Origin of the sequence: Stutzerimonas stutzeri (assembly GCF_000219605.1) — a bacterium.
Classification (GTDB): domain Bacteria; phylum Pseudomonadota; class Gammaproteobacteria; order Pseudomonadales; family Pseudomonadaceae; genus Stutzerimonas; species Stutzerimonas stutzeri.
Window position 1 is genome coordinate 4,376,686 of sequence record NC_015740.1, and the last position, 26,042, is coordinate 4,402,727.

A 26,042-nucleotide genomic window follows, 5' to 3' on the forward strand; every position below is an offset into this window, starting at 1 on the left:
ATCAGAGGTAGCGACGCAGCATGCCGTCCACAGTGCCATCGGCACGCATCGCATCGAGCGCCCGCTGCAAGCGCTCGACCACCTCGTCCGGCGTCGCCCGATTGAGCGCAAGGAACAATCGCGCCTCATTGAAACGCAGCACCGGCTTCAGCCCGGTCACACCTTCCTGCTTGGCCAGATAGGGGCCGACCGGATCGGCAGTGGCCCAGACATCGATCTGGCCCTTGAGCAGCTTGCCGATGTTCTCCTGGTCGCGCAGCGAATTGATCGGCGCCAGCCCCAGGCGCTCCAGATGCTGGCTCACCGCGTCGTTCTTGTATGCACCGATGCGCAGGCTGCGTGCCTGTTCCAACCCGGTCAGCTGCAGAGAGCTGTCCGCCGGCGCCAGCAGCACCCAGCTGATGCTCGCCAGGGGCCCGACCCACTTGAACTGCGGCTCCCGCTCGGCAGTGAAGGTGGTGGAAAACAGCCCCTGATCGGGCTGTTCGAGCACCTGCTTGTAGATGCGATCCCAGGGAAAGCGCAGGCTGAGCTCGTAGCGGATGCTCGCCCGGCGGAACATCTCGCGAACGATGTCGGCGTTGATGCCGTGGATCTTTGCATCGGCCGCGTAGTTCTTGTTGTCCTCGGCCATGTTGAAAGGTGGAAAGTTTTCGGTCAGCAGCACGACGCGATAGTCGTCGGGCAGCTCGGCATGGGCATGACTGCAGAGCAGCAGCACGATGGCGGCTAGGATTCGTTTAAGCATGGCTCGCTCCCTGGTTCTGATTCCCGATCCGCCCCTCCGCGGATCATGGCCGAAGCGGTCGAAAGCAAGATGCGAACCAGCGCAGCAGCACCGCCGCGGTACTCGGGCGGTGGCTGACAAGGACACGATGGGTGCGCCAGAACGGCGCGAGAGGCGTGTGCGGCGCACCCTGCTGGCGCGCCGCCATCACCAGCCTGACGCGGCAAACGCGTCAGGCGAGAGGAAGCAACTCAGAGATAGCGCGCGTTGATCTCGTCGATCACGCCTTCGCGGCGCATCTGGTCCAGTGCCTGCTGCAGCTTCTGCACCGTCTCGTCGGCCACCTGCTTGTTCAGCGCCAGGTAGAGTTCGGCGCTGTCGAAGCGCAGCACGCGCTTGAGCCCGGTCACGCCTTCCTGTCGAGCCAGGTAGCGGCCGGCCGGGTCGCCCGTGGCCCAGAGGTCGATCTTGCCGTCGAGCAGCTTTTTCACGTTCTCCTGATCACGCAGGGCAAGCACCGGCTGCAGACCCTGGCCCTCCAGGTGCTCGGCGATGGCGTCACCCTTGTAGGCGCCGACCGTGTACTGGCGAGCCTGGTCCAGGCTGGTCAGGTTGATCGGATTGTCGCCACGGGCCAGCAGCACCCAGTCGTCCGGGCCGATGGGGCCGACCCACTTGAACAGCTCTTCCCGCTCGGGCAGCCGCGCGGTGACGAACACCCCGTAGTTGGCCTGCTCCAGCGCCATGCCGTAGATGCGCTCCCAGGGGAAACGCAGTGTCAGCGTGTAATCGACCCCGGCGCGCTTGAACATCTCGCGCACGATGTCCACCGCGATACCGCTGATGTTTTCATCGCGGGCGAAGTTCTTGCCGTCGGCCGCCATGTTGTAGGGCGGAAAGTTCTCCGTCAGCAGGTCGATCTTCGCCGGGGCCTGGGCATGAGCCAGCGAGACGCCGAACAGCAACGCACTGGCAATGGAAGCTATGGTCTTGAGCATGAGAATCTCCTGATTGCTCGCCCGCAACAGCAGCGGGCGTGTCCTTGTAGCGCGTCAGCCGTGTGGGCGGCGCGCCGCGATCAACGCATCACGATGCCGCGAGCGGCCAGGTAGGCCTTGGCCTCCGGCACCGTGTACTCGCCGAAGTGAAAGATGCTGGCCGCCAGTACCGCGTCGGCCTTGCCCTTGAGGATGCCATCGGCCAGGTGCTGCAGGTTGCCGACGCCCCCCGACGCGATCACCGGGATGCACAACGCTTCGCTGATGGCGCGGGTGACGCCCAGGTCGTAGCCGCTCTTCACACCGTCCTGATCCATGCTGGTGAGCAGGATCTCGCCGGCGCCGAGGGCTTCCATCTTCTTCGCCCATTCAACCGCGTCCAGCCCGGTGGGCTTGCGGCCGCCGTGGGTGAAGATTTCCCAGCGGCCCGGCTCGCCCGGCGCAGAGACCTTCTTGGCGTCGATGGCGACCACGATGCACTGCGAGCCAAAACGGTCCGCGGCCTCGCCGACGAAGTCCGGGTTGAACACCGCGGCGGTGTTGATCGAGACCTTGTCGGCTCCCGCATTGAGCAGGTTGCGGATGTCCTGCACGGTCCTCACGCCGCCACCCACGGTCAGCGGGATGAACACCTGGCTGGCCATGCGCTCGACGGTATGCAGCGTGGTATCGCGGTTGTCGACGCTGGCGGTGATGTCGAGGAAGGTGATCTCGTCGGCGCCCTGCTCGTCGTAGCGCCGGGCGATCTCCACCGGGTCACCGGCGTCGCGGATGTTCTCGAACTGGACGCCCTTGACCACGCGGCCGTTGTCCACGTCGAGGCAGGGAATGATGCGTTTGGCCAGGGCCATGGTCGATCTCTCTCGTAGGGCGGACAGGGCCGCATGGCGCTATCCGCCGGGGAATGCATGGCGGCACACGGAGCGTGGTCCGCCTTACGGCTTACTCGTCTTTCAGCTTGAGGTCGCAGAGCGCCTGCGCCTCGGCCACATCCAGCGTGCCTTCATAGATGGCGCGGCCGGTAATGGCTCCGATGATGCCCGGGGTGTTGGTGTCGAGCAGCTTCTGGATGTCGCCGATGTTGTGGATGCCACCGGACGCGATCACCGGGATACGGCTGGCGTTGGCCAGGGCCACGGTGGCCTCGACGTTGCAGCCCTGCATCATGCCGTCCTTGGCGATGTCGGTGTAGACGATCGCCGAGACGCCATCGGCCTCGAAACGGCGGGCCAGATCGACGGCCTGCACGCTGGAGACTTCCGCCCAGCCATCGGTGGCGACGAAGCCGTCCTTGGCGTCCAGACCGACGATCACCTTGCCCGGGAAGGCACGGCAGGCCTCGGTAACGAACTGCGGCTCTTTCACCGCCTTGGTGCCGATGATCACGTAGCTGACACCGGCGCGCACGTAGTGCTCGATGGTTTCCAGGGTACGGATGCCGCCGCCGATCTGGATCGGCAGCTCCGGGTAACGCTTGGCAATGGCGGTGACCACTTCGCCGTTGACCGGCTGGCCTTCGAAGGCCCCGTTGAGGTCGACCAGATGCAGGCGGCGGCAGCCGGCCTGGACCCACTTGGCAGCCATGGCCACCGGGTCATCGGAGAACACCGTGGCGTCGTCCATCAGGCCCTGGCGCAGACGTACGCAGGCGCCGTCCTTGAGATCGATAGCGGGGATAATCAGCATGGCTTGAACCTGTTCAAATCAAGTGTCGGTTAAGGGTCAGCTCTTCTCGAGTGCCCACAAGTCGCTTTCGATGCTCTCGAACCGCTCCTTCAGGTGGCTCTGCACGTCGAAGATCGCCTTGTTGTAATACAGCGGCGCGATTTCCCGGGCGAACAGATCGAGCACTTCCTGCGCCTCGAACGAGCCCAGTTCGAGTTCGAACCGCTCTTGCAGAAAGCGCTTGATGACCTGTTGCGCCGCCTGCTCCTGAGCGGCATCCAGCGTCAGGACCGGCGGCTTGAGCTTGGCCCGGCTCATTTACCAGCGGCCATCCCAGGCGGCGAAGTTCTGCAGCAGCTGCAGGCCGTGGGTATGGCTCTTTTCCGGGTGGAACTGCACGGCAAAGCGCGAGCCTTCTGCCAGCGCGGCGGCGAAGTCCTTGCCGTAGTGGCCACGGCCGACCACCTGGCGCGGATTGCCGGCCTCGATGTAATAGCTGTGCACGAAGTAGAAGCGGCCATTGTCCGGGATCGCGTGCCAGAGCGGGTGATCCACCGCCTGCTTGACCTCGTTCCAGCCCATGTGCGGCACCTTCAGGTGCTCGCCGTCCTCAACCAGATCCTTGCCGAAGAAGCGCACCTGGCCGGGAAACAGGCCGATGCAGTCGACGCCGTCGTTCTCCTCGCTGCGCTCCATGAGGGCCTGCATACCGACGCAGATACCGAGAAACGGGCGGTCCTGGCTGACTTCGCGGACCAGTTCGTCGAAGCCCAGCCGGCGAATCTCGGCCATGCAGTCGCGAATCGCGCCGACGCCGGGAAACACCACGCGGTCGGCTTCACGGATGACCTGCGCATCGCTGGTGATCAGCACGCGGCCAGCGCCGACATGCTCCAGTGCCTTGGCCACCGAATGCAGGTTGCCCATGCCGTAGTCGATGACGGCAACGGTCTGCATTACAGGCACCCCTTTGTCGACGGCATCTGCCCGGCCATGCGCGGATCGAGCTCGATGGCCATGCGCAGCGCGCGGCCGAAGGCCTTGAACACCGTCTCGATCTGGTGGTGGGTGTTGGTTCCGCGCAGGTTGTCGATGTGCAGGGTCACCAGGGCGTGGTTGACGAAGCCCTGGAAGAATTCCTGGAACAGGTCGACGTCGAACTTGCCGACCACCGCTCGGGTGTAAGGCACGTGCATGGTCAGCCCGGGACGCCCGGAGAAGTCGATCACCACGCGCGACAGCGCCTCGTCCAGCGGCACGTAGGCGTGCCCGTAGCGGGTCATGCCTTTCTTGTCGCCGATGGCCTTGGCGAAGGCCTGGCCGAGGGTGATGCCGACATCCTCGACGGTGTGGTGGTCGTCGATGTGCAGGTCGCCGTTGCATTCGATATCCAGGTCGATCAACCCGTGACGGGCGATCTGGTCGAGCATGTGCTCGAGGAAAGGCACACCGATGGCGAAGCGCGCCTTGCCGGTGCCATCGAGATTGATGGTGACCTTGACCTGGGTTTCCAGGGTGTTGCGCTCTACGCAAGCCGTACGTTCGGACATCAACAGCTCCGCTGATCGTGGGGCGAAAAGGGGCTCATTATAGGCGCAAACGCCCGGGCGCGGATATGCGCCGGGCGGCTGGACTGCATCTTGCAGGAAGCTGGTCGTCCAACCGCCGAGGTGCCGCCCATGCACGGACGGAAAATGCCTGCGACCCTGCGCTTCATGCTCGCCTCCCGGCGCAGCGAACTGCTCGGCCTGGAGGATCTGACCCGCACCTGCGAGCTGGTCACGCGCATCAGCCAGCTGGTTCACGCGCTGCAGAAGGAACGCGGCTATTCGAACATCTACCTCGGCGGCAATGCCGCTCACCAGCGCCAGCAGCTGGATGCGCTGAGCCTGGAGGCCGAGGCGCTGGAGCGTGCGGTGCGCCAGGATCTGGACCGCATCGACCTGGAGGCGGTCAGCGCGGCGGACAAGACCCGGCTGTTCACCCGCATCGCCTATGCCCTGCACAGCCTGGACGAGCTGCCCGCGCTGCGCCGACGCATCCGCGAGCACGCGATCAGCATGCAGGACGCCACGGCGACGCTGGTACGCCTGATCGGCGGGCTGCTGGCCGTCGTCTTCGAAGCCGCTGACACCGCTTCCGATCCGCACATCACGCGCTGCCTGGTGGCACTGTTCAACTTCATGCAGGGCAAGGAGCTGGCCGGCCAGGAGCGCGCACTGGGGGTGGTCGGCTTCGCCAGCGGCTATTTCCGCGCCGACATGCTGGAGCGCCTGGAGCACCTGCTGGAAGGGCAGGAGCGTTGCTTCGACACCTTCAGCCGCTTCGCCAGCCCAGCGGCGCAGGCGCTATGGCAAGCCCTGTGTGCCAGCGATACCAACATCAACGCCTGCCGCTTGCGCGACATCGCCCGCCGGACCAACCCGGGCGCGGCGGTCGAGGCGCAGCTGGGCGAACTCTGGTTCGAGCTGCACACCGGCCGCATCGACGCCATGAAACATGTCGAGACTCGCCTGGAGCAGGACCTGCTGCAGCAGTGCCGGCAGAGCATCGAGCGCATCCGCAAGGACCTGCAGAGCCATCGCAAGCTGCTCGACGGCATCGCCGACATGCACGCCGCCGCCGAGCAGGCCAAGCTGTTCAGCGTGCAGGCCAGCGACCTCGACACGCCACCGCCGGATGGCATGACCGCGATGGTGGCGCGCTCGACGCTGGAGCTGCTGCTGACCCAGAGCGTGCGCCTGCAGGGCCTCAATGAGGAGTTGCGCGAGGCACGCCAGGCGCTGGACGAGCGCAAGCAGGTGGAGCGTGCCAAGCAGCAGCTGATGCGCCAGCAGGGCTGCTCGGAAGGCGAGGCCTACGGCCGGCTGCGTCAGGCAGCAATGAACCAGGGCCTGCGCCTGGAGGAAGTCGCCCAGCGCCTGCTGGCGTTGGACGGTTCGGCGAACACGGCCGCACGCGGCCAGCGTTGCCGGCACTGAAAACAGGCACGCCGTGCCGCCCAGGGGCCCGCCCTGCCCCGCGACTGTGCAGCGACCCGCAAGCCAGCCTGCCCATTCAGCTCGTCGATGGCGGCGACCCGCCTCCCCAGCGCGCCGGCCTTGCGCCTCGACTGCGCGAGCCAAGTGCCTGATTTACCTGCCCACCAGCCTGTCGCTCGAGCATTCCGGCGGCGCCGACGGGCGCCTCCAGTGCACCCTGGCACAGCTTTCGCAATGACCTGTTCAAGGCCGGATCGCTCGGCTTCCACAACTGACTTTCAGGACAACGGTGTCCACGCTCTCCGGCTCCAGCCGGGCGGTGTGGCGCCGTTTTTTTTGGTTCTTCGCGGACTCTGGGGGAAGAGCGAGTTGACAGTCAGGGAAGCAGGTAAATTGGCAGTCGCCAAACACACCCTTCACCTGTCCCTGCTGTCGCCGTGCATCCTATTGATCTTGCCTCGTTCTGGCCAGGCTATGACGCCGTTGCCTGCCGTTCATCCGCCAACAACTCCCTTCTGATTGAGCTCGAGCCTCAAGCCGGTTCAGTGCCCAAGTGCGGGCGTTGTGGTCAGCTCAGTCCGTTGATTCACGAGCGCCGAATTCGTCTGGTGCGCGATCGTGATCTGTTCGATCAGCGCGTCTTGCTTCAACTACCCGTGCGCCGAGTCGATTGCCTGAACTGTGGTCGGGTGACCGAGCGGATCGACTGGCTGGAGCCTGCATCTCGCCTGACCCGGCGGTTACAGGTCTGGCTCGAAAGCTTGCTGCGGCTGCTGCCGATCAGCCACGTCAGCCAGCTCACCGGCCTGCACTGGCACACCCTCAAGACGCTCGACAAGCGCCGCCTGCAAGCCGAGGTAGGCACCTTCTATTCAAGCGGTGTCCGCCGCCTGGTGATGGACGAGTTCGCCCTGCACAAGGGGCATCGCTATGCCACGGTCATCATGGACGCCGAGCGAACACGGGTGCTGTGGGTCGGCCACGGCAACAGCCGTGAGGCGATCCGCCCGTTCTTTGAATTGCTCGGCGAGCACTGCCAGCAGATTGAGGCGGTGGCCATGGACATGAACACGGCTTTCGACCTGGAGGTGAAGAAGCATTGCCCGCAGGCCGAAGTGGTGTACGACCTGTTTCACGTCGTCGCGCGCTACGGTCGGGATGTGATCGACCGAATCCGGGTCGACCAGGCCAACCTTCTGCGCGAAGACAAGCCGGCACGAAAGGCGGTCAAGCAGAGTCGTTGGCTGCTGCTGCGCAACCGCGACAACCTGAAGGACGGACAGGCCGTGCAGTTACAGGAGCTGCTTGCTGCCAACCAGCCGTTGGCTACGGTCTATGTGCTCAAGGATGCGCTGAAGGATGTTTGGTACGCCCCCAGCGTACGAGAGGGTTGGCGACGCTGGCGAACCTGGCTGCGACATGCTCGCGAGAGCGACCTCGCGCCGCTGCAACGCTTCGCTCGCAACCTGCGCAAATACGCGCGAGGCATCCTTGCCAGTGCTCACTTCCACATGCATACCAGCGTCCTTGAGGGTGTTAACAACCGCATCAAGGTAATCAAGCGCATGGCCTATGGATTCCGGGACTCGGAGTACTTCTTCCTGAAAATCAAGGCCGCCTTCCCCGGGAAAGCGCGATGAACCTTTTTTTTCGCCCAAAGGAAATTCGACCATGACCGACAAGCCGAACAATGACCAGCCCAGCGACCTGACCCTGGCCTCGCGCCGCAGCTTCCTCAAGCATTCGATCATCGCCGCCAGCGGGGTCGCCCTGTTCGGCGGCATGTCCCTGGGCATGCGTTCGGCCGCCTGGGCTGCGGGCGGCGACGTGGAAACCAGCAAGGCCAAGCTCGGCTTCATCGCCCTGACCGACGCCGCACCGCTGTTCGTCGCCGCGGAAAAAGGCTTCTTCGCCAAGTACGGGATGACCGAGGTCGAGGTGCTCAAGCAGTCTTCCTGGGGCACCACCCGCGACAACCTGGTGCTCGGCTCGGCGAAGAACGGCATCGATGGCGCGCACATCCTCACGCCCATGCCCTACCTGATCAGCGCCGGCATCGTCACGCCGAACAACCAGCCGGTGCCCATGTCGATCCTCGCGCGGCTCAACCTGGCCGGGCAGTGCATCTCGGTGGGCGAGGAGTATCGCGATCTGAAGATCGGCCTCGACAGCACGCGGTTCAAGGCGGCGTTGGAGGCGAAGAAGGCTGGCGGCAAGAAGGTCAGCGCCGCAGTGACCTTCCCCGGCGGCACACACGACCTGTGGATGCGCTACTGGCTGGCCGCCGGCGGCATCGACCCGAACGCCGACATCAACACCATCGTCGTGCCGCCAGCGCAGATGGTCGCCAACATGAAGGTCGGCAGCATGGACACCTTCTGCGTCTGCGAGCCGTGGAACGCCCAGCTGATCAACCAGAAGATCGGCTACACCGCCAACACCACCGGCGAGCTGTGGCACAACCATCCGGAGAAGGCCTTCGCCCTGCGCAGCGACTACGTGGCGGCCAACCCCAACGCGGCCCGCGCGCTGACCATGGCGATCATGGAAGCCCAGCAGTTCTGCGAGAAGGCCGAGAACAAGGAAGAAGTGGCGAAGATCTGCTCGCAACGCAAGTGGATCGGCGCGCCCTACAAGGACATCGTCGACCGCATGAAGGGCAACTTCGCCTACGGCACCGGCAAGGTCATCGAGAACCATCCCGAGCAGATGCGCTACTGGGACGACCACGCCTCCTATCCGTTCCAGAGCCACGACCTCTGGTTCCTCACCGAGAACAAGCGCTGGGGCTACCTGCCGGCCGACTTCGACAGCCAGGCGCTGATCGCCAAGGTCAACCGCGAAGACATCTGGCGCGCCGCGGCCGGCGAGCTGAACCTGCCCGCCGAGCTGATCCCGACCTCCACCTCCCGCGGCGTGGAGAAGTTCTTCGACGGCAAGCTGTTCGATCCCGAGAACCCGCAAGCCTACCTGGACAGCCTGACCATCAAGGCCATGGCCTGATAGCCGCAACCCGCGAGGAAAAGCCCATGAATGCCAACGTCAAACTGCAGCCCGCCAGCACCGAGCCGGTGTCCATTGTCCGCCCATCCAGAGCCGCTGCCCTGATGCAGCGTAGCGGCCGCTACGCGGTGCAGCAGCTGTTGCCGCCACTGGTCATCCTGCTGGTGCTCGGGGTGATCTGGGAGATGCTCTGCTCCGGTGCCGATGCCGCGCTGCCACCGCCTTCGCAGGTGATCGCGGAAACCTGGGAACTGATCGTCGATCCGTTCTACGACAACGGCGGCAATGACGTGGGCCTGGCCTGGCAACTGCTGGCCAGCCTCGAACGGGTAGCGGTCGGCTATCTGCTGGCGGTAGTCGCCGGGGTCGGCCTCGGCGTGCTGATCGGCCAGTCGGACTGGGCCATGCGCGGCCTCGATCCGATCTTCCAGGTGCTGCGCACCGTGCCGCCACTGGCCTGGCTGCCGCTGTCGCTGGCGGGCTTTCAGGACAGCCATCCCTCGGCGCTGTTCGTCATCTTCATCACCGCGATCTGGCCGATCATCATCAATACCGCGGTGGGCATCCGCAACATCCCGCAGGACTACCGCAACGTCGCCCAGGTGCTGCAGCTCAATGGCTTCGAATACTTCAAGACCATCATGCTGCCGGCCGCCGCGCCCTACATCTTCACCGGCCTACGCATCGGCGTCGGCCTGTCGTGGCTGGCGATCATCGCCGCGGAGATGCTCATCGGCGGCGTCGGCATCGGCTTCTTCATCTGGGATGCGTGGAACGCCTCGCGCATCAGCGACATCATCCTCGCGCTCGTCTACATCGGCGTGGTCGGCTTCGTACTCGATCGCCTGGTGGCCTTCGTCGGCCAGCGCATCACCCGCGGCATTCCGGCCAACTGAGGAGCAACGCCATGAGCTATCTCTCCATCGAACACCTAGACAAGAGTTTCGTGCGCGGCAACCTCGCCTCGCAGGTGCTCAAGGACATCAACCTGAACATCGCCAAGGGCGAGTTCATCTCCATCATCGGCCACTCCGGCTGTGGCAAGTCGACGGTGCTGAACATCGTCGCCGGGCTGCTGGAGCCCAGCCTCGGCGGGGTGATTCTCGACGGCAAGGAAGTGCGCGGGCCGGGCCCGGACCGCAGCATGGTGTTCCAGAACCATTCGCTGCTGCCCTGGCTGACCGTCTACGAGAACGTCGAGGTGGCAGTGAACAAGCTGTTCAAGCGCAGCATGGGCAAGCGCGAACGGCGCGAATGGATCGAGCACAACCTGGCGCTGGTGAACATGGGCCATGCGCTGAACAAATACCCGCAGGAAATCTCCGGCGGCATGAAGCAGCGCGTCGGCATCGCCCGCGCGCTGGCGATGAAGCCCAAGGTGCTGCTGCTCGACGAGCCGTTCGGCGCGCTGGATGCGCTGACCCGCGCGCACCTGCAGGACGAGGTGATGAAGATCCAGAAGGAGCTGGGCAACACCATGATGATGATCACTCACGATGTCGACGAGGCCGTGCTGCTCTCCGATCGCATCGTGATGATGACCAATGGCCCCTCGGCGACCATCGGCGAGATTCTCGACGTGAAACTGCCGCGCCCGCGCGACCGCATCGCCCTGGCCGATGACCCCGAGTACAATCACTACCGTCGTGCGGTGCTGAGTTTCCTCCACGAGCGCCATCGCCTGCACTGATCGGGCGCGCCCACCGCCGGCGTCTCGTGCGCTGGCGGCGGTTCGGCGTATGCTTGCCGGCATTCCGCCCAGCCGTCGCAAGGTCGCCATGCCCGTCTACGTCGAATCCGTCACCCAGCCCAGCCCGCAGGACCTTACCGACCTGGCGAAAATCTACGCCGATGCACCCGACTGGCTGCTGGCGCCCTATTCCAGCGCCGACACGCTGATCGCCGCGGCGCTGGCCGATGGCAGCCTGATCGCCGGGCGCTTCAATGACCGCCTGCTCGGCGCCGCCCTGCTGCAGCGCGGCGACGACGCCTGGCGCCTGTCGCACCTGTGCGTACGCAAGCTCACCCGCAAGCGCGGCGTCGGCCGCCGGCTGCTGGAGGAAACCCAGCGCCAGGCCAGTGAAGCCGGCAAACCGTTGCGCCTGGCCGCTCCCGCCGGCCATCTGGAAGCCAGCGCCTTGGCCGCGCGCACCCATCTGCCGCTGGACCCGCTGTAGGTAACGATGACGGGCTGAATGGCGGCCGAACGCGCTGCTGGCTCACCACCCGGCGCGACAGTTCGTCTGCCCGCGCGGTGCCGCAACCCTCGCGCGGAACCAGCTCCGCGCACGCCACTCCAACCCCGGCCGCCTCCCGACATCGGAGAGCACGGGGCTATACTCGCCACCTTTCAGACCGCTTCTCTACAAGGACTCGTCCATGAAATCGCTCGGCAAAATCCTGGGCCTGGTCATTCTCGGACTGTTGCTGATCCTCGTGGCGGCAGGCTTCGCCCTGACCCACCTGTTCGATCCCAACGACTACAAGGACGAGATCCGCGACCTGGCGCGCAACAAGGCCGGCCTCGAACTGGACATCAAGGGCGACATCGGCTGGAGCCTGTTCCCCTGGCTCGGCCTGGAGCTGCACGACACCACCCTGGCCAGCGCGCAGACCCCCGAACAGCCGTTCGCCGATTTGCGCATGCTCGGGCTCTCCGTACGGGTGATGCCGCTGCTCAGCCGCGAAGTGCAGATGAGCGATATCACCGTCAATGGCCTCAACCTGACGCTCAGCCGTGACGAACAGGGTCGCGGCAACTGGGAAGGCGTCGGCCAGCCGGCCGGTCGCAGCGAACAGGCCGGCGAGCCGCCGAAAGCTGCCGAGCCGCAAACCGAACAGCGCGAAGAGGCATCGTCCGCACGCAAGCCGCTCACACTGGATATCGACAGCCTGACCGTCAGCGATGCGCGCGTGACCTACAGCGACGCCAAGACCGGCCAGCAATACAGCGCCGAAAGCATCGAGCTCACGACCGGCGCGATCCGCGAGGGCAGCTCGATCCCGGTGAAGCTCAACGCCTTCTTCGGCAGCAATCAGCCGGTGATGCGCGCGCGCACCGAGCTGCAAGGCGCGCTGCGTTTCGACAACCAGCTCAAGCGCTACCAGTTCGAGGACATGCGCCTGTCCGGCGAGGCCTCCGGCGAGCCGCTGCAGGGCCAGACCCTGACCTTCAGCGCCCAGGGCCAGCTGCTGGTCGATCTCGCCGCGCAGATTGCCGAATGGAACAGCCTCAAGTTCACCGCCAACCAGCTGCGTGGGCTGGGCGAGCTGAAGGCGCGCGACCTGGACAAGGAACCGAAGATCAGCGGCGCGATGACCGTGGCGCAGTTCAACCTGCGCGAATTCCTCCAGGGCACAGGGCAGCAGCTGCCGGCCATGGCTGATGGCAATGCGCTGAGCAGGGCCGAGCTGGTCAGCCGGCTGAGCGGTACGGCCAACAGCCTGGCGCTGGAAGAACTGACCCTCAAGCTCGATGACAGCACCTTCACCGGCCGCATCGCCATCAGCGACTTCGCCCGCCAGGCGCTGCGCGTCGATCTCAAGGGTGATCGGCTGAATCTCGACCGCTACCTGCCGCCGCCAAGCAAGGACGAGCCGGCCGGCGCCGCGCGCAAGAGCGAAGTGAAGAACACCCAGGCCGCCGCGGTCGGCAGCGGCAGCACCCCGCTGCCCAACGCACCGACCCAGCAGGCCTGGAGCGAGGCCTCGGTGCTGCCGCTGGATCAGCTGCGCAAGCTCGACAGCGAGGTCAGCCTGGCCATCGGCAGCCTGACCGCCATGCAACTGCCGCTGGAGGGCTTCAACCTCAAGGCCCGAGCCCGCAACGGCCAGCTGAACCTGCAGGAACTGCGCGGCGGCCTCTACGGCGGACGCCTGGACAGCAGCGCCAGCCTCGACGTGCGCCAGGCCCAGCCGCTGCTGACGCTGCAGAACCGCTTCAACGGCGTGCCAATCGAGCGCCTGCTGGAAAGCCAGGGCGAAGAGGTGGTGGTCAAGGGTCTGCTGAACCTGGATGCCGACCTGCGCACCCAGGGCAACAGCCAGAAGGCCTGGGTCGACAACCTCAACGGCAAGGTCGGCTTCATCATCGACAACGGTGTGCTGGTCGATGCCAACCTCGAGCAGCAGCTCTGCCGCGCCATCGCCACGCTCAACCGCAAGCCGCTGTCCAGCGAGCCACGCAGCAAGGACACCCCCTTCCGCGAACTCAAGGGCAACCTGACCCTGCGCAACGGCGTGGCCAGCAACCCCGACCTCAAGGCCAGCATCCCCGGCCTGACGGTCAATGGCAACGGCGATGTCGACCTGCGCGTGCTGGGCATGGACTATCGCGTCGGCATCGTCATCGAAGGCGACAAGGGCGCCATGCCGGACCCTGCCTGCCAGGTCAACGAGCGCTACGTCGGCATCGAGTGGCCACTGCGCTGCCGCGGCCCGCTGGAGCTGGGCGCCAAGGCCTGCCGTTTCGACAATGACGCCCTCGGCAAGATCGCCGCCAGGCTGGCCGGCGAAAGGCTCAACGAGAAGATCGAGGAGAAGCTCGGCGACAAGGTCAGCCCGGAACTCAAGGACGCCCTCAAGGGCCTGTTCAAGCGATGAGCCCGGAGCAGTTCGGCGCGGCGGTCCTCGACTGGTTCGACCGCCACGGCCGCAAGGACCTGCCCTGGCAGCAGAACATCACGCCGTACCGGGTCTGGGTGTCGGAGATCATGCTGCAGCAGACCCAGGTCAGCACCGTGCTCGGCTACTTCGACCGCTTCATGGATGCGCTGCCCACCGTCGACTCGCTCGCCGCGGCCGAGGAAGATGAAGTGCTGCATCTTTGGACGGGCCTCGGCTACTACAGCCGCGCACGCAACCTGCACAAGACCGCCAAGCGCGTGGTTACCGAATACGGTGGCATATTCCCCGCGGATGTCGACAAGCTCGCCGAGCTTCCCGGGATAGGCCGATCGACCGCCGGCGCCATCGCCAGCATCAGCATGGGTCTGCGCGCGCCGATTCTCGACGGCAACGTCAAACGCGTGCTGGCCCGCTACGTTGCCCAGGACGGTTATCCCGGCGAGCCGAAGGTGGCCCGCCAGCTGTGGGAGGTGGCCGAGCGCCTCACCCCCCGGCAGCGGGTCAACCATTACACCCAGGCGATGATGGACCTTGGCGCCACGCTGTGCACGCGCAGCCGCCCGAGCTGCCTGCTCTGCCCGCTCAGGGACGGCTGCCGCGCCCATCTGCTCGGGCGCGAAACCGACTTCCCGGTACCCAAGCCGCGCAAGGCGCTGCCGCAAAAGCGCACGCTGATGCCGCTGCTGGCCAATCGCGACGGCGCCATCCTGCTCTACCGTCGCCCGTCGAGCGGGCTCTGGGGCGGGCTCTGGAGCCTGCCGGAACTGGACGACCTCGCTGCCCTCGATCCTCTGGCCGAACGGCATGCGCTGCAGCTGGAAGACCGTCGCGAACTGCCAGGGTTGACCCACACCTTCAGCCATTTCCAGCTGGCCATCGAACCCTGGCTGATCAGGGTCAAGACCGCGCCCGACGCCGTGGCCGAGGCGGACTGGCTCTGGTATAACCTCGCCACCCCGCCGCGCCTCGGCCTTGCCGCGCCGGTAAAGACACTGCTCAAGCGCGCCGCCGCTGAATTGAATGCAGGAGAGACCTCATGACCCGCACCGTGAACTGCCGCAAGTACAACCAGGAACTCCCCGGCCTCGAGCGCCCGCCGTTTCCGGGCCAGAAAGGCGAGGACATCTACAACAACATCTCCAGGCAGGCCTGGGACGACTGGCAGAAACACCAGACCATGCTGATCAACGAGCGCCGCCTGAACATGATGAACGCCGAGGACCGCAAGTTTCTCCAGGGCGAGATGGACAAGTTCTTCTCCGGCGAGGACTACGCCAAGGCCGAAGGCTACGTGCCACCCAGCGAATAACCGCCCGGCTGCGCTAAGCGCCCGTCCGGATTAAATATTTTCCGGGCCGCGCTTGACAGGCAAAAGGCAAATCCGTCTAATAGCGCCCCGTTGCCCAGGTAGCTCAGTCGGTAGAGCAGGGGATTGAAAATCCCCGTGTCGGCGGTTCGATTCCGTCCCTGGGCACCACCTTTCGTTTTCAGGTGGTGCCAAGACCACCCGAAAGCCCACAAGAAGCCCGCCTAGTGCGGGTTTTTTGTTGCCTGCAATTCAGCCGAATCGGCTGCACAGCCAATGGAATTCTTCCGCGCAGCTGCCGCCGGGGCCCAACGTGACCATCTGAGACCTTGCTCCGGTTCGGCCGGTGATCGGCCTGTTACCCTCGCCGGCCCCAACCGAAGCGATCGCTCCCATGCTGCGCTGTGTACTCGCCGCCCTGCTGCTCACCGCCCTTCCCGCGTCCGCGCAAACAACCGACTGCCGGGTGATCGGCATTGCCGATGGCAACGTCTTCAGTTGCCGTACCGCCGAGGGCGATCGGCTCAGGGTACGGATGGCCGAGATCGATGCACCGGAGCTCAAGCAGCCGTATGGCGCCCAGGCCCGTCAGGCACTTTCCGGCTATGTGTTCGGCAAGAACGTCCAGCTCGCGGTCCAGGGTCGCGACGACCAGGGGCGAACCCTGGCTCGCGTTAGGGCCGGGGACACCGACGTCAACGCCGAGATGGTCCGCACCGGCACTGCCTGGGCATATCGTGCTCAACTGAAGGACCGCACCCTGCTCGATCTCGAGGCGGTCGCCCGGGAGTTCAAGCGGGGCCTCTGGGCGTTGCACAAGACCGAACAGCAACCGCCATGGGAATGGCGCAAGGAAATGCGCAGCGCCAGGCGCTAGATAACCCGCACCTCGCAAACCGGCGTAACCCGCAGACTCGCCCCGGCCGCTCGATCCGCGACACCGTCACCGGGGGTCGCGCTGTGGCGCCCGACGCGCTAGCCTGATGCTCACGGACGGAGCGCACCTGCTGCTGTCACCGCGCCGGGAACCTCGACCATGGCCATACGCCGAATTGCACTCTGGATGGCGCTAGCCCTGGCAGTCGGCGACAGCCATGCCGAACAGCTGCGCTTCGTCACCGAAGACTTCCCGCCATTCACCTACGCAGCCACGCATAAGACTGACGACGACAGGGCCGCCGGGCCCTTCGTCGAGATCGTCGAAGCCGTCTGCGCGCGGATGGGTATCGACTGCCCGATCCAGCTGCTGCCCTGGCGCCGCGCGCTGGCCCTGGCCGAGGCGGGTGAGGTGGACGGCATTTTCACCGTGATCCGCTCGCCGGAACGCGAACGCGCCTTCCACCTCACCCGCATGTTGGCGACCTCGCGCTACGGCGTGTATGCACGCGGTGCCAGCGGCTTCGTGTTTCATCGCGCACAAGACCTGGCTGGCCGCACCGTTGCGGTGTACGGCCCATCCGGTACCTCGTTCGTATTGAGCGAACATCTGGCCCAGGTGGACGACGTGCAGATGATTCTGGAGTCGGACAACCGTCGTCTGATGCGCATGCTGCAGGCCGGACGCTTTGGCGGACAGGGCGTGGCGGTGGTCAACCAGGATGTGGCCTGGCACCTGATCGAGCAGGAGCGGCTGGTGAATATCCACGAAGCGGGTGAGCTGCAAAGCGTTTCCTACGCCATCGGGCTTTCCCGCGTGGCGGTGAGCGAGACACGCTTCCAGCGTTTCGACGATGCGCTGGAGGCACTGATCGCCGATGGCAGCATCGCGCGCATCCTGCGCCGACACGGGCTGCAGCCTGCCTTCTAGCGGCCACGGCCGCCCCGATCGACCTTCCATCGCATCTTTTCGCTGAATCATTCGACGCTTCGGGCCGTCTACCCAGAAGGCAGCGTTCGGGCAATCCGGAGGTTTCGCCGCGTACATCCCGCTCATCACCCGCTCAAACGGAGGCTGACCGCCCATGGACGCCGCTAGGAAATTGCCCAAGGCCATCATTCTGTTTCCCGTGTTCATCCCCGCGGTGGTGATCACGCTGCTGCTGGTGATCGGCACGGCGAGCAATCCGGAACTGGCCGGGGAGCTGTTCGATTCGGTGCTGGCGTACATCACCCGCACCTTCGGCTGGTTCTACATGCTGTCGGTGGCGTTCTTCCTGGTGTTCATCGTCGGCATCGCCCTGACCAAATGGGGCAACATCAAGCTGGGCCCTGACCACTCCGAGCCGCAGTACAGTTTCCCTGCCTGGTTCGCCATGCTGTTCTCCGCCGGCTACGGCATCGCCCTGCTGTTCTTCGGTGTCGCCGAGCCGGTGCTGCATTATTCGACGCCACCGGCCGGCGCGCCGGAGACGGTGGATGCCGCCAAGCAGGCCATGCAGATCGCCTTCTTCCACTGGGGCTTTCACATCTGGGGCATCTTCGGCATCGTCGGCCTGGCGCTGGCCTATTTCGCCTTCCGCCACGGCCTGCCGCTGTCGCTGCGCTCGGCGCTGTATCCGCTGATCGGCGAGCGCATTTACGGGCCGATCGGCCATTTCGTCGACGTGCTGGTAATCCTCGGCACGCTGTTCGGCATCGCCACCACGCTCGGCCTGTCGGTCACCCAGATCAACGCCGGCCTGAACTATCTGTGGGACGTACCAGTGGACATCACGGTGCAGGTGATCACCATCGCCATCATCACCTGCATGGCCATCGCCTCGGTGGTCGCCGGGCTCGACAAAGGGGGTGAAGAACCTGTCGCTGCTCAACATCGTGCTGGCCACGGTGCTGATGCTGTTCGTGCTCGCAGTCGGCCCGACCATCTTCATCCTGGAGACCTTCCTGCAGAACACCGGCAGCTACCTGAACAACATCGTCGAGCGCACCTTCAACCTGCAGGCCTACAGTCGCAGCGACTGGATCGGCAACTGGACGCTGTTCATCTTCGGCTGGACCATCTCCTGGTCGCCCTTCGTCGGCTTGTTCATCGCCAAGATCAGCCGTGGTCGGACCATCCGCCAGTTTGTCTTCGGCGTGATGATCGTGCCGACCATGTTCACCTTCTTCTGGTTCTCGGTGTTCGGCGACACGGCCCTGCACCTGATCATGGTCGAGGGGTACAACACGCTGATCCAGGATGTGCAGGCCGACCACGCGGTGGCGCTGTTCAAGCTGTTCGAGCTATTGCCCTGGACCACACTGACCTCGATCCTCGCGGTGCTGCTGATCGTGACCTTCTTCGTCACCTCCTCGGACTCCGGCTCGCTGGTAATCGACTCCATCGCCGCCGGCGGCGCCATCCATACGCCGACCTGGCAGCGCGTGTTCTGGGCGACGATCGAAGGCGTGGTGGCCTCCGTGCTGCTGCTCGCCGGAGGCCTCAGTGCGCTGCAGACCATGGCCATCGCTGCCGGCCTGCCGTTCTGCATCCTGATGATGCTGATCGCCTTGGGCATGTGGCGGGCGCTGGTGATCGAGGGGCATCAGCTGAGCCTGCAGACCCACGTGCAGACCGCCAACCGGCAGAGCGCAGCAGCCGGCCCGGGCGTGTGGAAGAAGCGCCTGGCCGGGCTGGTCACCTTTCCCAGCCGCGAGGAGGTGGAAGGTTTCATGGCCAGTACCGTGCTCAAGGGCATGCGTCGCGTGCAGCGTGGCCTGGCCGAGCAGGGCTGGCCGGCCGAGGTCCAGATAGACGAAGCCAATTCGCGCCTGTATCTGGAGGTGATCAAGGACGACCAGCTCGACTTCGTCTACGAGATCCGCCTGATCAGCTACGCCATGCCGGCTTTCGCCCAGCCACAAAGCCCGGACGGCGACGAGCACTACTACCGCGCCGAGGTGTTCCTGCGCCGTGGCGGGCAGTCCTATGACATTTATGGCTATGACCAGGCGGAGATCATCAGCGACATCCTCGACCAGTTCGAGAAGTACCTGCACTTCCTGCATATCTCGCCCGGCAGCCTGCCGTGGAAGATGGACGAACACGACGAAATGCTTGGTAACGAATCGGAGCCGCCGAAGGTCGCGCCGCAGTAGGGGCCGGTCGACGGCGGCCCGGCGCAGACGATACGAAGCCGCCAGCGAAAACGGTGGTTGACGACAGATGGCAGCTTTTCGATGCCCACAGCCCGTGCGCCTCGCTTTATCGGCGCTTGGCGCATGCCGCGGTGCATGCTAGGTTTGCGCCTCGCCAGGATGGCGAGCAGTTCGCGCGGAGCGCACCAACAGAATATCCGGACCCTGGCGGCCATCGCCGGTCTGAAAGAGGACCCTTCATGGCCGAGGCCATCCCTGCACTGGAAATCCGCAACCTGCACAAGCGCTACGGCGATCTGGAAGTTCTCAAAGGCATCTCGCTGACCGCTCGTGACGGCGATGTGATTTCCATCCTCGGCTCTTCAGGCTCCGGCAAGTCCACCTTTCTGCGCTGCATCAACCTTCTGGAAAACCCTCACGAGGGCGAGATCCTGGTGGCCGGCGAGCAACTCAAGCTCAAGCGCGACAAGCAGGGAGACCTGATCGCCGCCGACGGCAAGCAGCTCAACCGGATTCGCAGCGAGCTGGGCTTCGTGTTCCAGAACTTCAACCTCTGGCAGCACATGACCATCCTCGACAACATCATCGAGGCGCCGCGCCGCGTGCTGGGCCAGAGCAAGGCCGAAGCCACCGAGGTGGCCGAAGCCCTGCTGGCCAAGGTCGGCATCGCCGACAAGCGCCACGTCTACCCCAATCAGCTTTCCGGTGGCCAGCAGCAGCGCGCGGCGATCGCCCGCACGCTGGCGATGCAGCCCAAGGTGATCCTGTTCGACGAGCCCACCTCGGCGCTGGACCCGGAAATGGTACAAGAAGTGCTAGCAGTGATTCGGTCGCTCGCCGAGGAAGGCCGGACTATGCTGCTCGTCACCCACGAAATGAATTTCGCCAAGCAGGTATCCAGCGAAGTGGTGTTCCTCCATCAGGGTCTGGTCGAGGAGCAGGGAACGCCCGAGCAGGTATTTGACAATCCTCAATCGGCGCGCTGTAAACAATTCATGTCCAGCCATCGCTAATGGAGCAACACCGCATGAAGAGCTATAAGAAGATCCTGCTGACCGCTGCTGCCTCGCTGATCATCGGCACCCAGGCATTCGCGGCGGAAAAACTACGGATTGGTACCGAAGGCGCCTACCCACCCTTCAACCTGATCGACGCCAGCGGCAAGGTGGTCGGCTTCGACCTGGATATCTCCCACGCGCTGTGCGCCAAGATGAAGGTCGAGTGCGAGGTGGTTACCTCTGATTGGGACGGCATCATTCCGGCGCTGAACGCCGGCAAGTTCGACTTCCTCGCCGCCTCCATGTCGGTCACCGAAGAGCGCAAGAACGCCGTCGACTTCACCGACCACTACTACACCAACAAGCTGCAGTTCGTGGCGCCGAAGAACGTCGACTTCAAGACCGACGAGAGCTACCTGAAAGGCAAAGTGATCGGTGCGCAGCGCGCGACCATCGCCGGCACCTGGCTGGAAGACAACCTGGATCGCGTCGTCGACATCAAGCTCTACGACACCCAGGAAAACGCCTATCTGGACCTGGCCTCCGGTCGCGTCGACGGCATCCTGGCTGACACCTTCGTGCAGTGGGAATGGCTCAAGAGCGATGCCGGCAAGAACTTCGAGTTCAAGGGCGAGCCGGTATTCGATGACGACAAGATCGCCATCGCCGTGCGCAAGGGCAACGATGAACTGCGCGAGCGGCTGAACAAGGCATTGGCGGAGATCATCGCTGACGGCACCTACAAGCAGATCAACGACAAGTACTTCCCGTTCAGCATTTACTGATCCAACCGAGCCGAAGCCCGGTCGCCAGCCTTCTGGCCGACCGGGCTTCGGTGTTTGAGCTTCTATGATTCCTGACCTTCACGGATTCGGTCCGGCCCTGCTCGCCGGCACCTGGATGACCATCCAACTGGCCCTCGCCTCCCTGGCGCTGGGGCTGGTGCTCGGCCTGCTCGGCGCGCTGGCCAAGACGTCGCCTTACAGCGCCCTGCGCTGGATCGGCGGCACCTACTCAACCATCGTGCGCGGCGTACCCGAATTGCTCTGGGTGCTGCTGATCTATTTCGGCACCATCAACCTGATTCGCGGCCTTGGCGAACTGTTCGGCATCGCCAACCTGGCCCTGAGCCCGTTTGCCGCCGGCACCATCGCCCTCGGCCTGTGCTTTGGCGCCTATGCCACCGAGGTGTTCCGCGGTGCGCTGCTGGCCATTCCCAAGGGCCATCGTGAAGCCGGCCTGGCACTGGGCCTGGGCAAGCGCCGTATCTTCCTGCGGCTGATCCTGCCGCAGATGTGGCGCCTGGCCCTGCCGGGCCTCGGCAACCTGTTCATGATCCTGATGAAGGACACCGCGCTGGTCTCGGTGATCGGTCTCGAGGAGATCATGCGCCGCTCGCAGATCGCGGTGACCGCCAGTAAGGAACCCTTCACCTTCTTCCTGGTGGCGGCCTTCATTTACCTGTGCCTGACCATCGTTGCCATGATCGGCATGCACTTCCTCGAAAAACGTGCCGGCCGCGGCTTCGTGCGGAGCGCAGCATGACCTGGGAAATCTTCATCAAATGGCTGCCGAGCTTCATCGACGGCGCCTGGCTGACCCTGCAACTGGTCGGCGTGTCGGTCATCACCGGACTGATTCTCGCCGTACCGCTGGGTATTGCCCGTTCTTCCCGGCACCTGGCGGTGCGGGCATTGCCTTACGGCTACATCTTCTTCTTCCGCGGCACGCCGTTGCTGGTCCAGCTGTTTCTCGTGTACTACGGCATGGCGCAGTTCGACATCGTGCGCCAAAGCGCGCTCTGGCCGTACCTGCGTGACCCCTACTGGTGCGCGATCATCACCATGACGCTGCACACCGCGGCCTACATCGCCGAGATCATCCGCGGCGCGATCCAGAACGTGCCCCATGGCGAAGTCGAAGCCGCCCGCGCGCTGGGCATGTCGCGCAGCCAGGCACTGCTGCACATCATCCTGCCGCGCGCTACGCGCATCGGCCTGCCGGCCTACAGCAACGAGGTGATCCTGATGCTCAAGGCCAGCGCGCTGGCCAGCACCATCACCCTGCTGGAACTGACCGGCATGGCGCGCAAGATCGCCGCCCGCACCTACCTGCACGAGGAAATGTTCCTCACCGCCGGCCTGATCTATCTGCTGATCGCCTTCGTGCTGATGCAGGGCTTCAAACTGCTGGAGCGCTGGCTGCGGGTCGACGCCTGCCAGGGACGCTGATTCCCGCACTGCCTCCTTGCGCGAGGAGGCAGTGACCCTTTCTGAATCCCGCCTTCACTCTGCGGTCAGACGCAGATCCCGAACCCTTACGAGATTCCCCATGCCTGTCGATATCCAACGCATCGAAATGAACCAGCTCGCCTGCTGGCGACTACGCCGCGGTGAGGACGAACTGCTGATCGCCGAACAGGGCGCGCAGATCCTCAACTATCGCCAGGGCGATGCGCCGCCGATCATCTGGCTCAGCGAGGAGGCCGCCTTCGAACAGGGCCAATCGGTACGCGGAGGCGTACCCGTATGCTGGCCGTGGTTCGGCGATCTGGCGCGCAACCCACAAGAGGTCCAGGCGAGCTACCACGGCGAGCAACCCGCGCCCTTCCACGGCCTGGTGCGCGCCCTGCCCTGGCAACTGCGGGAGCAGCGCGGCGAAGGCGATACGGCGATTCTCGAGTTCCACTGCCCGCAGGCGCTCGGCGCACTGCCGGGCTGGCCGCACCGGGTCGAACTGACACTGCAGATCCGCCTGGCCGACGAGCTGGAGCTCAGCCTCAGCAGCCGCAACGTTAGCACGCAGGCAGTCACCATCAGCCAGGCCCTGCACAGCTACTTCGCCGTCGGCGACATCCATCAGGTTCGCGTCGAAGGCCTGGCCGGCTGCCCCTACATCGATACGCTGCTGGATTGGCAGCAGCGCCAGCAGCAGAACGGAGACCTGGCGTTCAACGGCGAAACCGACCGCATCTACTTGCAGCTCCCGACAACGTTGAGGCTCGTCGACCCGGCATGGAAACGCAGCATCCAGCTGACCACCCGCGGCTCGCGATCAGCGGTGCTGTGGAACCCCTGGATCGACAAGGCCAAGCGCCTGTCCAGCTTCGCCGGCGACGCCTGGCAGCGCATGGCCTGCATCGAGACAGCCAATGTGCTGGACGACGCAATGGTCTTGCAGCCGGGCGAGCAGCACCTGTTGGGCGTATCCGTCACCGCAATCCCTGCGCGCTGAATAGTCGCTGCGTTCGACTATAATAGTATCCATCATCTTTCTGTGATCGAGTAGATAGTTGCATGTAAGTGATGACTTACATGCAACTGGCTTATCTCGCACAAAATTAAATTATTCCACAGAGCAACTTCTTCGGCAGTTTTGAATTAGTTCCGTCGATTGCCGGCTAATATTTCCCACTGCAACAGAGATCACACTTCTCGCCTTGAATGAGACATACCCCCCGTCTAGGATGCCCGCCCCATAAGGCCCTGTGCAATTTATTGCGCAGGAAAGGTGTGCAAAAAGTTGCGCACCTCCTTTCTCGGAAACATGCCGTTCTTGATATTTGGCTGTTTCAAAGTTCACGGATCGAACTTGAGCGTCACGGAAGACCCAATGCACGCCAGCGCACTCAGCAAGCATTATCTGGAACTTGCCAGAAAGCCGGTCAATGACAGCAATTTCGCTGGCGATGATATTCGCTACAGCAGCGAATTCGAATTGCTCGAGGCCGAGCTGGCCAAGGCCGGAGCGCTACACCAGACCACTGGCATCGACTGGCAGAAGGTCCGCGAGGGCAGCGAGACGCTGCTCACCTCGCTGTCCAAGGACCTGCGCGCCGCCGCCTGGCTGACCTGGAGCCTGTTCCAGCGTGAGTCCTTTGCCGGGTTGCAGGCCGGCCTGAGCGTTCTGCACTACCTGTGCAGCAATCACTGGGCCGAGCTGCATCCCCGCAAGCCGCGCACGCGCGCCGCCGCGATCAACTGGCTGCTGCCGCGGCTGGAACAGACCTTTTCCGAAGACGTCCCGGTCGGCGAACAGCTGGCGCTGTTCCGCAGCCTGGCCGAGCAACTGCATGCGCTGGAGCAGTGCCTGTCCGGTCATCTCGGCGAAGATGCTCCATTGCTGCTGCCGCTATGCCGCCAGCTCGACGGCATGGTCAAGCGCGCCAGCTCGGGGCAATCGCAACCCGGGACGGTCGGCGCAGCCATCGCCCAGGTGAAACAGGTCGCCAGCCAGGTCTTCGCCCCCGGCGCGCCGATCGAGAATGACAAGGAAGCGCTCAAGGCGGTGCGCAACCTGCAGGAGCAGGCGCGTCCGCTCACAGCCTGGTGGCTGAAGCAGCGCACCAGCGATTTGCGGCCGCTGCGCCTGTCACGCACGCTCCTGTGGCTGAGCATCGACAGCCTGCCGGAGCACAACGGCGAGCAGGTCACCGCCCTGCGTGGGATACCTGCCGACAAGCTGGCCAACTACCGCGAACGTTTCGCCCAGGGCCTGTATGCGGACCTGCTGGTGGACCTGGAGAACAGCACCGCGCGTGCCCCGTTCTGGCTGGACGGTCAGCGCCTGGCCTGGGAGTGCCTGCAGGAGCTGGCGGCCGAACAGGCCATGCGCGAGGTGGAGATTCAGCTCGCGTTGTTCCTGCAGCGCCTGCCGCGTCTGGAGGAGCTGCGCTTCCACGACGGCACGCCGTTCGCCGACGCCGAAACCCGCGCCTGGATCAGCGGCCAGGTCCTGCCACATGTGCAGCCTGCTGCCACAACGAGACAGGAAGAGCCGCCTGCTTCCGGCAGCATACAGCCGAGCTGGGAGCTGGCGTTGCAGGAAGCGCTGCCCCTGTTGCGCAAGGAAGGCCTCAAACCCGCCGTGCAGCAGCTCAAACAGGGCCTTGCTCGCGCCCGTGGCGGCCGTGAGCGATTTTTCTGGCAACTGAGCCTCGCCCGCCTGTGCTACCAGGCCAAGAAATACGAGCTGGCCAAAACCCAGCTCGAAGCACTCGACCAGCAGCTCGAGGCCAGCGGCCTGGGCAGCTGGGAACCCGATCTCGCCCTCGAGGTACTGCGCCTGCTGCACAGCTGTTGCGAGCTGTTGCCGCAGAACCACGCCGTGCGTGAAAGCAAGGATGAGATTTACCGCAGGCTGTGCCACCTCGATCTCGAAGTGGTGCTGGACTAACCGCAAAGGAGAACACCATGGCCAAAGAAGGCTCGGTTGCACCCAAGGAACGCATCAACGTCACGTTCAAGCCGGCCACCGGCAACGCTCAGGAAGAGGTCGAGCTGCCCCTCAAGCTGATGGTGCTGGGCGATTTCACCCAGCGCGCCGACGACCGCAAGATCGAAGACCGCAAGCCCATCGCCATCGACAAGAACAGCTTCGACGAGGTCCTGGCCAAGCAGGAGCTGAACCTGACCTTCGGCGTGCCGAACCGCCTGCAGGACGAGCAGACCGATGACGAGTTGGCCGTGCAGCTGCGCATCAACTCGATGAAAGACTTCAATCCGGCAAACCTGGTCGAGCAGGTCCCGGAGCTGAAGAAACTGATGGAACTGCGCGACGCCCTGGTCGCCCTGAAGGGTCCGCTGGGCAACGCTCCGGCCTTCCGCAAGGCCATCGAAAGCGTACTCGCCGATGACGACTCGCGTGACCGCGTACTCGGCGAACTGGGCCTGGCGGCCAAAGAGAAGCTGGACGCCTGATATCACCGACAAGGAAGCACAT

The 26,042-nt window shown here is 64.6% G+C and carries 25 protein-coding genes, 1 tRNA gene and 1 pseudogene; 20 read left to right on the forward strand and 7 right to left on the reverse strand.

Annotated elements, in window-relative coordinates:
- Position 1 precedes the first annotated feature (1 nt).
- From PSTAB_RS20085 to hisB, 7 genes are all read right to left on the reverse strand, one after another.
- Positions 2 to 748 carry a substrate-binding periplasmic protein gene (locus PSTAB_RS20085; protein ID WP_011915087.1) on the reverse strand — a complete coding sequence of 249 codons (747 nt, stop codon included), beginning with the start codon at positions 746 to 748 and terminating at the stop codon, positions 2 to 4.
- A gap of 230 nt (positions 749 to 978) precedes the next feature.
- A complete protein-coding gene (locus PSTAB_RS20090) occupies positions 979 to 1,725 on the reverse strand; it encodes a substrate-binding periplasmic protein (protein WP_011915089.1) in 747 nt (248 codons plus the stop codon).
- 80 nt (positions 1,726 to 1,805) lie between these two features.
- A complete protein-coding gene (gene hisF / locus PSTAB_RS20095; protein ID WP_013984425.1) occupies positions 1,806 to 2,576 on the reverse strand; it encodes an imidazole glycerol phosphate synthase subunit HisF in 771 nt (256 codons plus the stop codon).
- 91 nt (positions 2,577 to 2,667) lie between these two features.
- Complete coding sequence (gene hisA / locus PSTAB_RS20100; RefSeq protein WP_013984426.1) at positions 2,668 to 3,411, reverse strand: 1-(5-phosphoribosyl)-5-[(5-phosphoribosylamino)methylideneamino]imidazole-4-carboxamide isomerase; 744 nt, start codon at positions 3,409 to 3,411, stop codon at positions 2,668 to 2,670.
- Between the two features lie 36 nt (positions 3,412 to 3,447).
- Complete coding sequence (locus PSTAB_RS20105; protein ID WP_003303327.1) at positions 3,448 to 3,708, reverse strand: DUF2164 domain-containing protein; 261 nt, start codon at positions 3,706 to 3,708, stop codon at positions 3,448 to 3,450.
- A complete protein-coding gene (gene hisH, locus PSTAB_RS20110) occupies positions 3,709 to 4,347 on the reverse strand; it encodes an imidazole glycerol phosphate synthase subunit HisH (RefSeq protein ID WP_013984427.1) in 639 nt (212 codons plus the stop codon).
- Positions 4,347 to 4,940, reverse strand: a complete 594-nt coding sequence (gene hisB, locus PSTAB_RS20115) for an imidazoleglycerol-phosphate dehydratase HisB (RefSeq protein ID WP_013984428.1) — start codon at positions 4,938 to 4,940, stop codon at positions 4,347 to 4,349. The genes hisH and hisB overlap by 1 nt, the downstream gene beginning before the upstream one ends.
- Before the next feature lie 129 nt (positions 4,941 to 5,069).
- Between hisB and PSTAB_RS20120 the strand changes: the two genes are divergently transcribed.
- From PSTAB_RS20120 to tssB, 20 genes and pseudogenes are all read left to right on the forward strand, one after another.
- A complete protein-coding gene (locus tag PSTAB_RS20120; protein WP_011915094.1) occupies positions 5,070 to 6,371 on the forward strand; it encodes a nitrate regulatory protein in 1,302 nt (433 codons plus the stop codon).
- 437 nt (positions 6,372 to 6,808) lie between these two features.
- Positions 6,809 to 8,011 (forward strand): ISL3 family transposase, encoded by a 1,203-nt coding sequence (locus PSTAB_RS20125; protein WP_003282047.1) that lies wholly within the window; start codon positions 6,809 to 6,811, stop codon positions 8,009 to 8,011.
- A 31-nt stretch (positions 8,012 to 8,042) separates the two neighbouring features.
- Entirely contained in the window at positions 8,043 to 9,374 is a 1,332-nt protein-coding gene (locus PSTAB_RS20130) for a CmpA/NrtA family ABC transporter substrate-binding protein (protein ID WP_013984429.1), read from the forward strand.
- 26 nt (positions 9,375 to 9,400) lie between these two features.
- Positions 9,401 to 10,270, forward strand: a complete 870-nt coding sequence (ntrB, locus tag PSTAB_RS20135; RefSeq protein ID WP_013984430.1) for a nitrate ABC transporter permease — start codon at positions 9,401 to 9,403, stop codon at positions 10,268 to 10,270.
- 11 nt (positions 10,271 to 10,281) lie between these two features.
- Complete coding sequence (locus PSTAB_RS20140; protein WP_011915097.1) at positions 10,282 to 11,064, forward strand: ABC transporter ATP-binding protein; 783 nt, start codon at positions 10,282 to 10,284, stop codon at positions 11,062 to 11,064.
- Positions 11,065 to 11,152: 88 nt separating this feature from the next.
- Entirely contained in the window at positions 11,153 to 11,551 is a 399-nt protein-coding gene (gene panM, locus PSTAB_RS20145) for an aspartate 1-decarboxylase autocleavage activator PanM (RefSeq protein ID WP_026012467.1), read from the forward strand.
- A gap of 202 nt (positions 11,552 to 11,753) precedes the next feature.
- Positions 11,754 to 13,976 carry an AsmA family protein gene (locus PSTAB_RS20150; RefSeq protein ID WP_013984431.1) on the forward strand — a complete coding sequence of 741 codons (2,223 nt, stop codon included), beginning with the start codon at positions 11,754 to 11,756 and terminating at the stop codon, positions 13,974 to 13,976.
- Positions 13,973 to 15,040, forward strand: a complete 1,068-nt coding sequence (gene mutY, locus PSTAB_RS20155; protein WP_013984432.1) for an A/G-specific adenine glycosylase — start codon at positions 13,973 to 13,975, stop codon at positions 15,038 to 15,040. The genes PSTAB_RS20150 and mutY overlap by 4 nt, the downstream gene beginning before the upstream one ends.
- The gene (locus PSTAB_RS20160; RefSeq protein WP_011915101.1) at positions 15,037 to 15,309 is read left to right on the forward strand and encodes an oxidative damage protection protein; all 273 of its coding nucleotides are present in this window, start codon (positions 15,037 to 15,039) and stop codon (positions 15,307 to 15,309) included. Before mutY ends, PSTAB_RS20160 begins: the two co-directional genes overlap by 4 nt.
- A 92-nt stretch (positions 15,310 to 15,401) precedes the next feature.
- Positions 15,402 to 15,477, forward strand: a tRNA-Phe gene (locus PSTAB_RS20165).
- Positions 15,478 to 15,700: 223 nt separating this feature from the next.
- The gene (locus PSTAB_RS20170; protein ID WP_013984433.1) at positions 15,701 to 16,183 is read left to right on the forward strand and encodes a thermonuclease family protein; all 483 of its coding nucleotides are present in this window, start codon (positions 15,701 to 15,703) and stop codon (positions 16,181 to 16,183) included.
- 186 nt (positions 16,184 to 16,369) lie between these two features.
- Complete coding sequence (locus PSTAB_RS20175; RefSeq protein WP_041772020.1) at positions 16,370 to 17,113, forward strand: substrate-binding periplasmic protein; 744 nt, start codon at positions 16,370 to 16,372, stop codon at positions 17,111 to 17,113.
- Between the two features lie 154 nt (positions 17,114 to 17,267).
- A pseudogene (locus tag PSTAB_RS20180) lies at positions 17,268 to 19,323 on the forward strand (BCCT family transporter).
- A gap of 239 nt (positions 19,324 to 19,562) precedes the next feature.
- On the forward strand, positions 19,563 to 20,336 hold the full coding sequence (locus PSTAB_RS20185; RefSeq protein WP_013984437.1) for an ABC transporter ATP-binding protein: 774 nt from the start codon (positions 19,563 to 19,565) through the stop codon (positions 20,334 to 20,336).
- A gap of 14 nt (positions 20,337 to 20,350) precedes the next feature.
- Positions 20,351 to 21,106, forward strand: a complete 756-nt coding sequence (locus PSTAB_RS20190; protein WP_011915106.1) for an ABC transporter substrate-binding protein — start codon at positions 20,351 to 20,353, stop codon at positions 21,104 to 21,106.
- A gap of 64 nt (positions 21,107 to 21,170) precedes the next feature.
- The gene (locus PSTAB_RS20195) at positions 21,171 to 21,866 is read left to right on the forward strand and encodes an ABC transporter permease (protein WP_011915107.1); all 696 of its coding nucleotides are present in this window, start codon (positions 21,171 to 21,173) and stop codon (positions 21,864 to 21,866) included.
- Positions 21,863 to 22,552 (forward strand): ABC transporter permease, encoded by a 690-nt coding sequence (locus tag PSTAB_RS20200; protein WP_011915108.1) that lies wholly within the window; start codon positions 21,863 to 21,865, stop codon positions 22,550 to 22,552. The genes PSTAB_RS20195 and PSTAB_RS20200 overlap by 4 nt, the downstream gene beginning before the upstream one ends.
- 100 nt (positions 22,553 to 22,652) lie before the next feature.
- Entirely contained in the window at positions 22,653 to 23,555 is a 903-nt protein-coding gene (locus PSTAB_RS20205; protein WP_013984438.1) for a D-hexose-6-phosphate mutarotase, read from the forward strand.
- Positions 23,556 to 23,933: 378 nt separating this feature from the next.
- A complete protein-coding gene (gene tssA, locus PSTAB_RS20210) occupies positions 23,934 to 25,496 on the forward strand; it encodes a type VI secretion system protein TssA (protein ID WP_013984439.1) in 1,563 nt (520 codons plus the stop codon).
- 17 nt (positions 25,497 to 25,513) lie between these two features.
- Complete coding sequence (tssB, locus tag PSTAB_RS20215; protein WP_008567243.1) at positions 25,514 to 26,020, forward strand: type VI secretion system contractile sheath small subunit; 507 nt, start codon at positions 25,514 to 25,516, stop codon at positions 26,018 to 26,020.
- Positions 26,021 to 26,042 lie beyond the last annotated feature (22 nt).

Coding starts and splice junctions, on each gene's coding strand:
- PSTAB_RS20085 (WP_011915087.1), bottom strand. CDS start 748: ATGCTTAAACGAATCCTAGCCGCCATCGTGCTGCTGCTCTGCAGTCAT.
- PSTAB_RS20090 (WP_011915089.1), bottom strand. CDS start 1,725: ATGCTCAAGACCATAGCTTCCATTGCCAGTGCGTTGCTGTTCGGCGTC.
- hisF (WP_013984425.1), bottom strand. CDS start 2,576: ATGGCCCTGGCCAAACGCATCATTCCCTGCCTCGACGTGGACAACGGC.
- hisA (WP_013984426.1), bottom strand. CDS start 3,411: ATGCTGATTATCCCCGCTATCGATCTCAAGGACGGCGCCTGCGTACGT.
- PSTAB_RS20105 (WP_003303327.1), bottom strand. CDS start 3,708: ATGAGCCGGGCCAAGCTCAAGCCGCCGGTCCTGACGCTGGATGCCGCT.
- hisH (WP_013984427.1), bottom strand. CDS start 4,347: ATGCAGACCGTTGCCGTCATCGACTACGGCATGGGCAACCTGCATTCG.
- hisB (WP_013984428.1), bottom strand. CDS start 4,940: ATGTCCGAACGTACGGCTTGCGTAGAGCGCAACACCCTGGAAACCCAG.
- PSTAB_RS20120 (WP_011915094.1), top strand. CDS start 5,070: ATGCACGGACGGAAAATGCCTGCGACCCTGCGCTTCATGCTCGCCTCC.
- PSTAB_RS20130 (WP_013984429.1), top strand. CDS start 8,043: ATGACCGACAAGCCGAACAATGACCAGCCCAGCGACCTGACCCTGGCC.
- ntrB (WP_013984430.1), top strand. CDS start 9,401: ATGAATGCCAACGTCAAACTGCAGCCCGCCAGCACCGAGCCGGTGTCC.
- PSTAB_RS20140 (WP_011915097.1), top strand. CDS start 10,282: ATGAGCTATCTCTCCATCGAACACCTAGACAAGAGTTTCGTGCGCGGC.
- panM (WP_026012467.1), top strand. CDS start 11,153: ATGCCCGTCTACGTCGAATCCGTCACCCAGCCCAGCCCGCAGGACCTT.
- PSTAB_RS20150 (WP_013984431.1), top strand. CDS start 11,754: ATGAAATCGCTCGGCAAAATCCTGGGCCTGGTCATTCTCGGACTGTTG.
- mutY (WP_013984432.1), top strand. CDS start 13,973: ATGAGCCCGGAGCAGTTCGGCGCGGCGGTCCTCGACTGGTTCGACCGC.
- PSTAB_RS20160 (WP_011915101.1), top strand. CDS start 15,037: ATGACCCGCACCGTGAACTGCCGCAAGTACAACCAGGAACTCCCCGGC.
- PSTAB_RS20170 (WP_013984433.1), top strand. CDS start 15,701: ATGCTGCGCTGTGTACTCGCCGCCCTGCTGCTCACCGCCCTTCCCGCG.
- PSTAB_RS20175 (WP_041772020.1), top strand. CDS start 16,370: ATGGCGCTAGCCCTGGCAGTCGGCGACAGCCATGCCGAACAGCTGCGC.
- PSTAB_RS20185 (WP_013984437.1), top strand. CDS start 19,563: ATGGCCGAGGCCATCCCTGCACTGGAAATCCGCAACCTGCACAAGCGC.
- PSTAB_RS20190 (WP_011915106.1), top strand. CDS start 20,351: ATGAAGAGCTATAAGAAGATCCTGCTGACCGCTGCTGCCTCGCTGATC.
- PSTAB_RS20195 (WP_011915107.1), top strand. CDS start 21,171: ATGATTCCTGACCTTCACGGATTCGGTCCGGCCCTGCTCGCCGGCACC.
- PSTAB_RS20200 (WP_011915108.1), top strand. CDS start 21,863: ATGACCTGGGAAATCTTCATCAAATGGCTGCCGAGCTTCATCGACGGC.
- PSTAB_RS20205 (WP_013984438.1), top strand. CDS start 22,653: ATGCCTGTCGATATCCAACGCATCGAAATGAACCAGCTCGCCTGCTGG.
- tssA (WP_013984439.1), top strand. CDS start 23,934: ATGCACGCCAGCGCACTCAGCAAGCATTATCTGGAACTTGCCAGAAAG.
- tssB (WP_008567243.1), top strand. CDS start 25,514: ATGGCCAAAGAAGGCTCGGTTGCACCCAAGGAACGCATCAACGTCACG.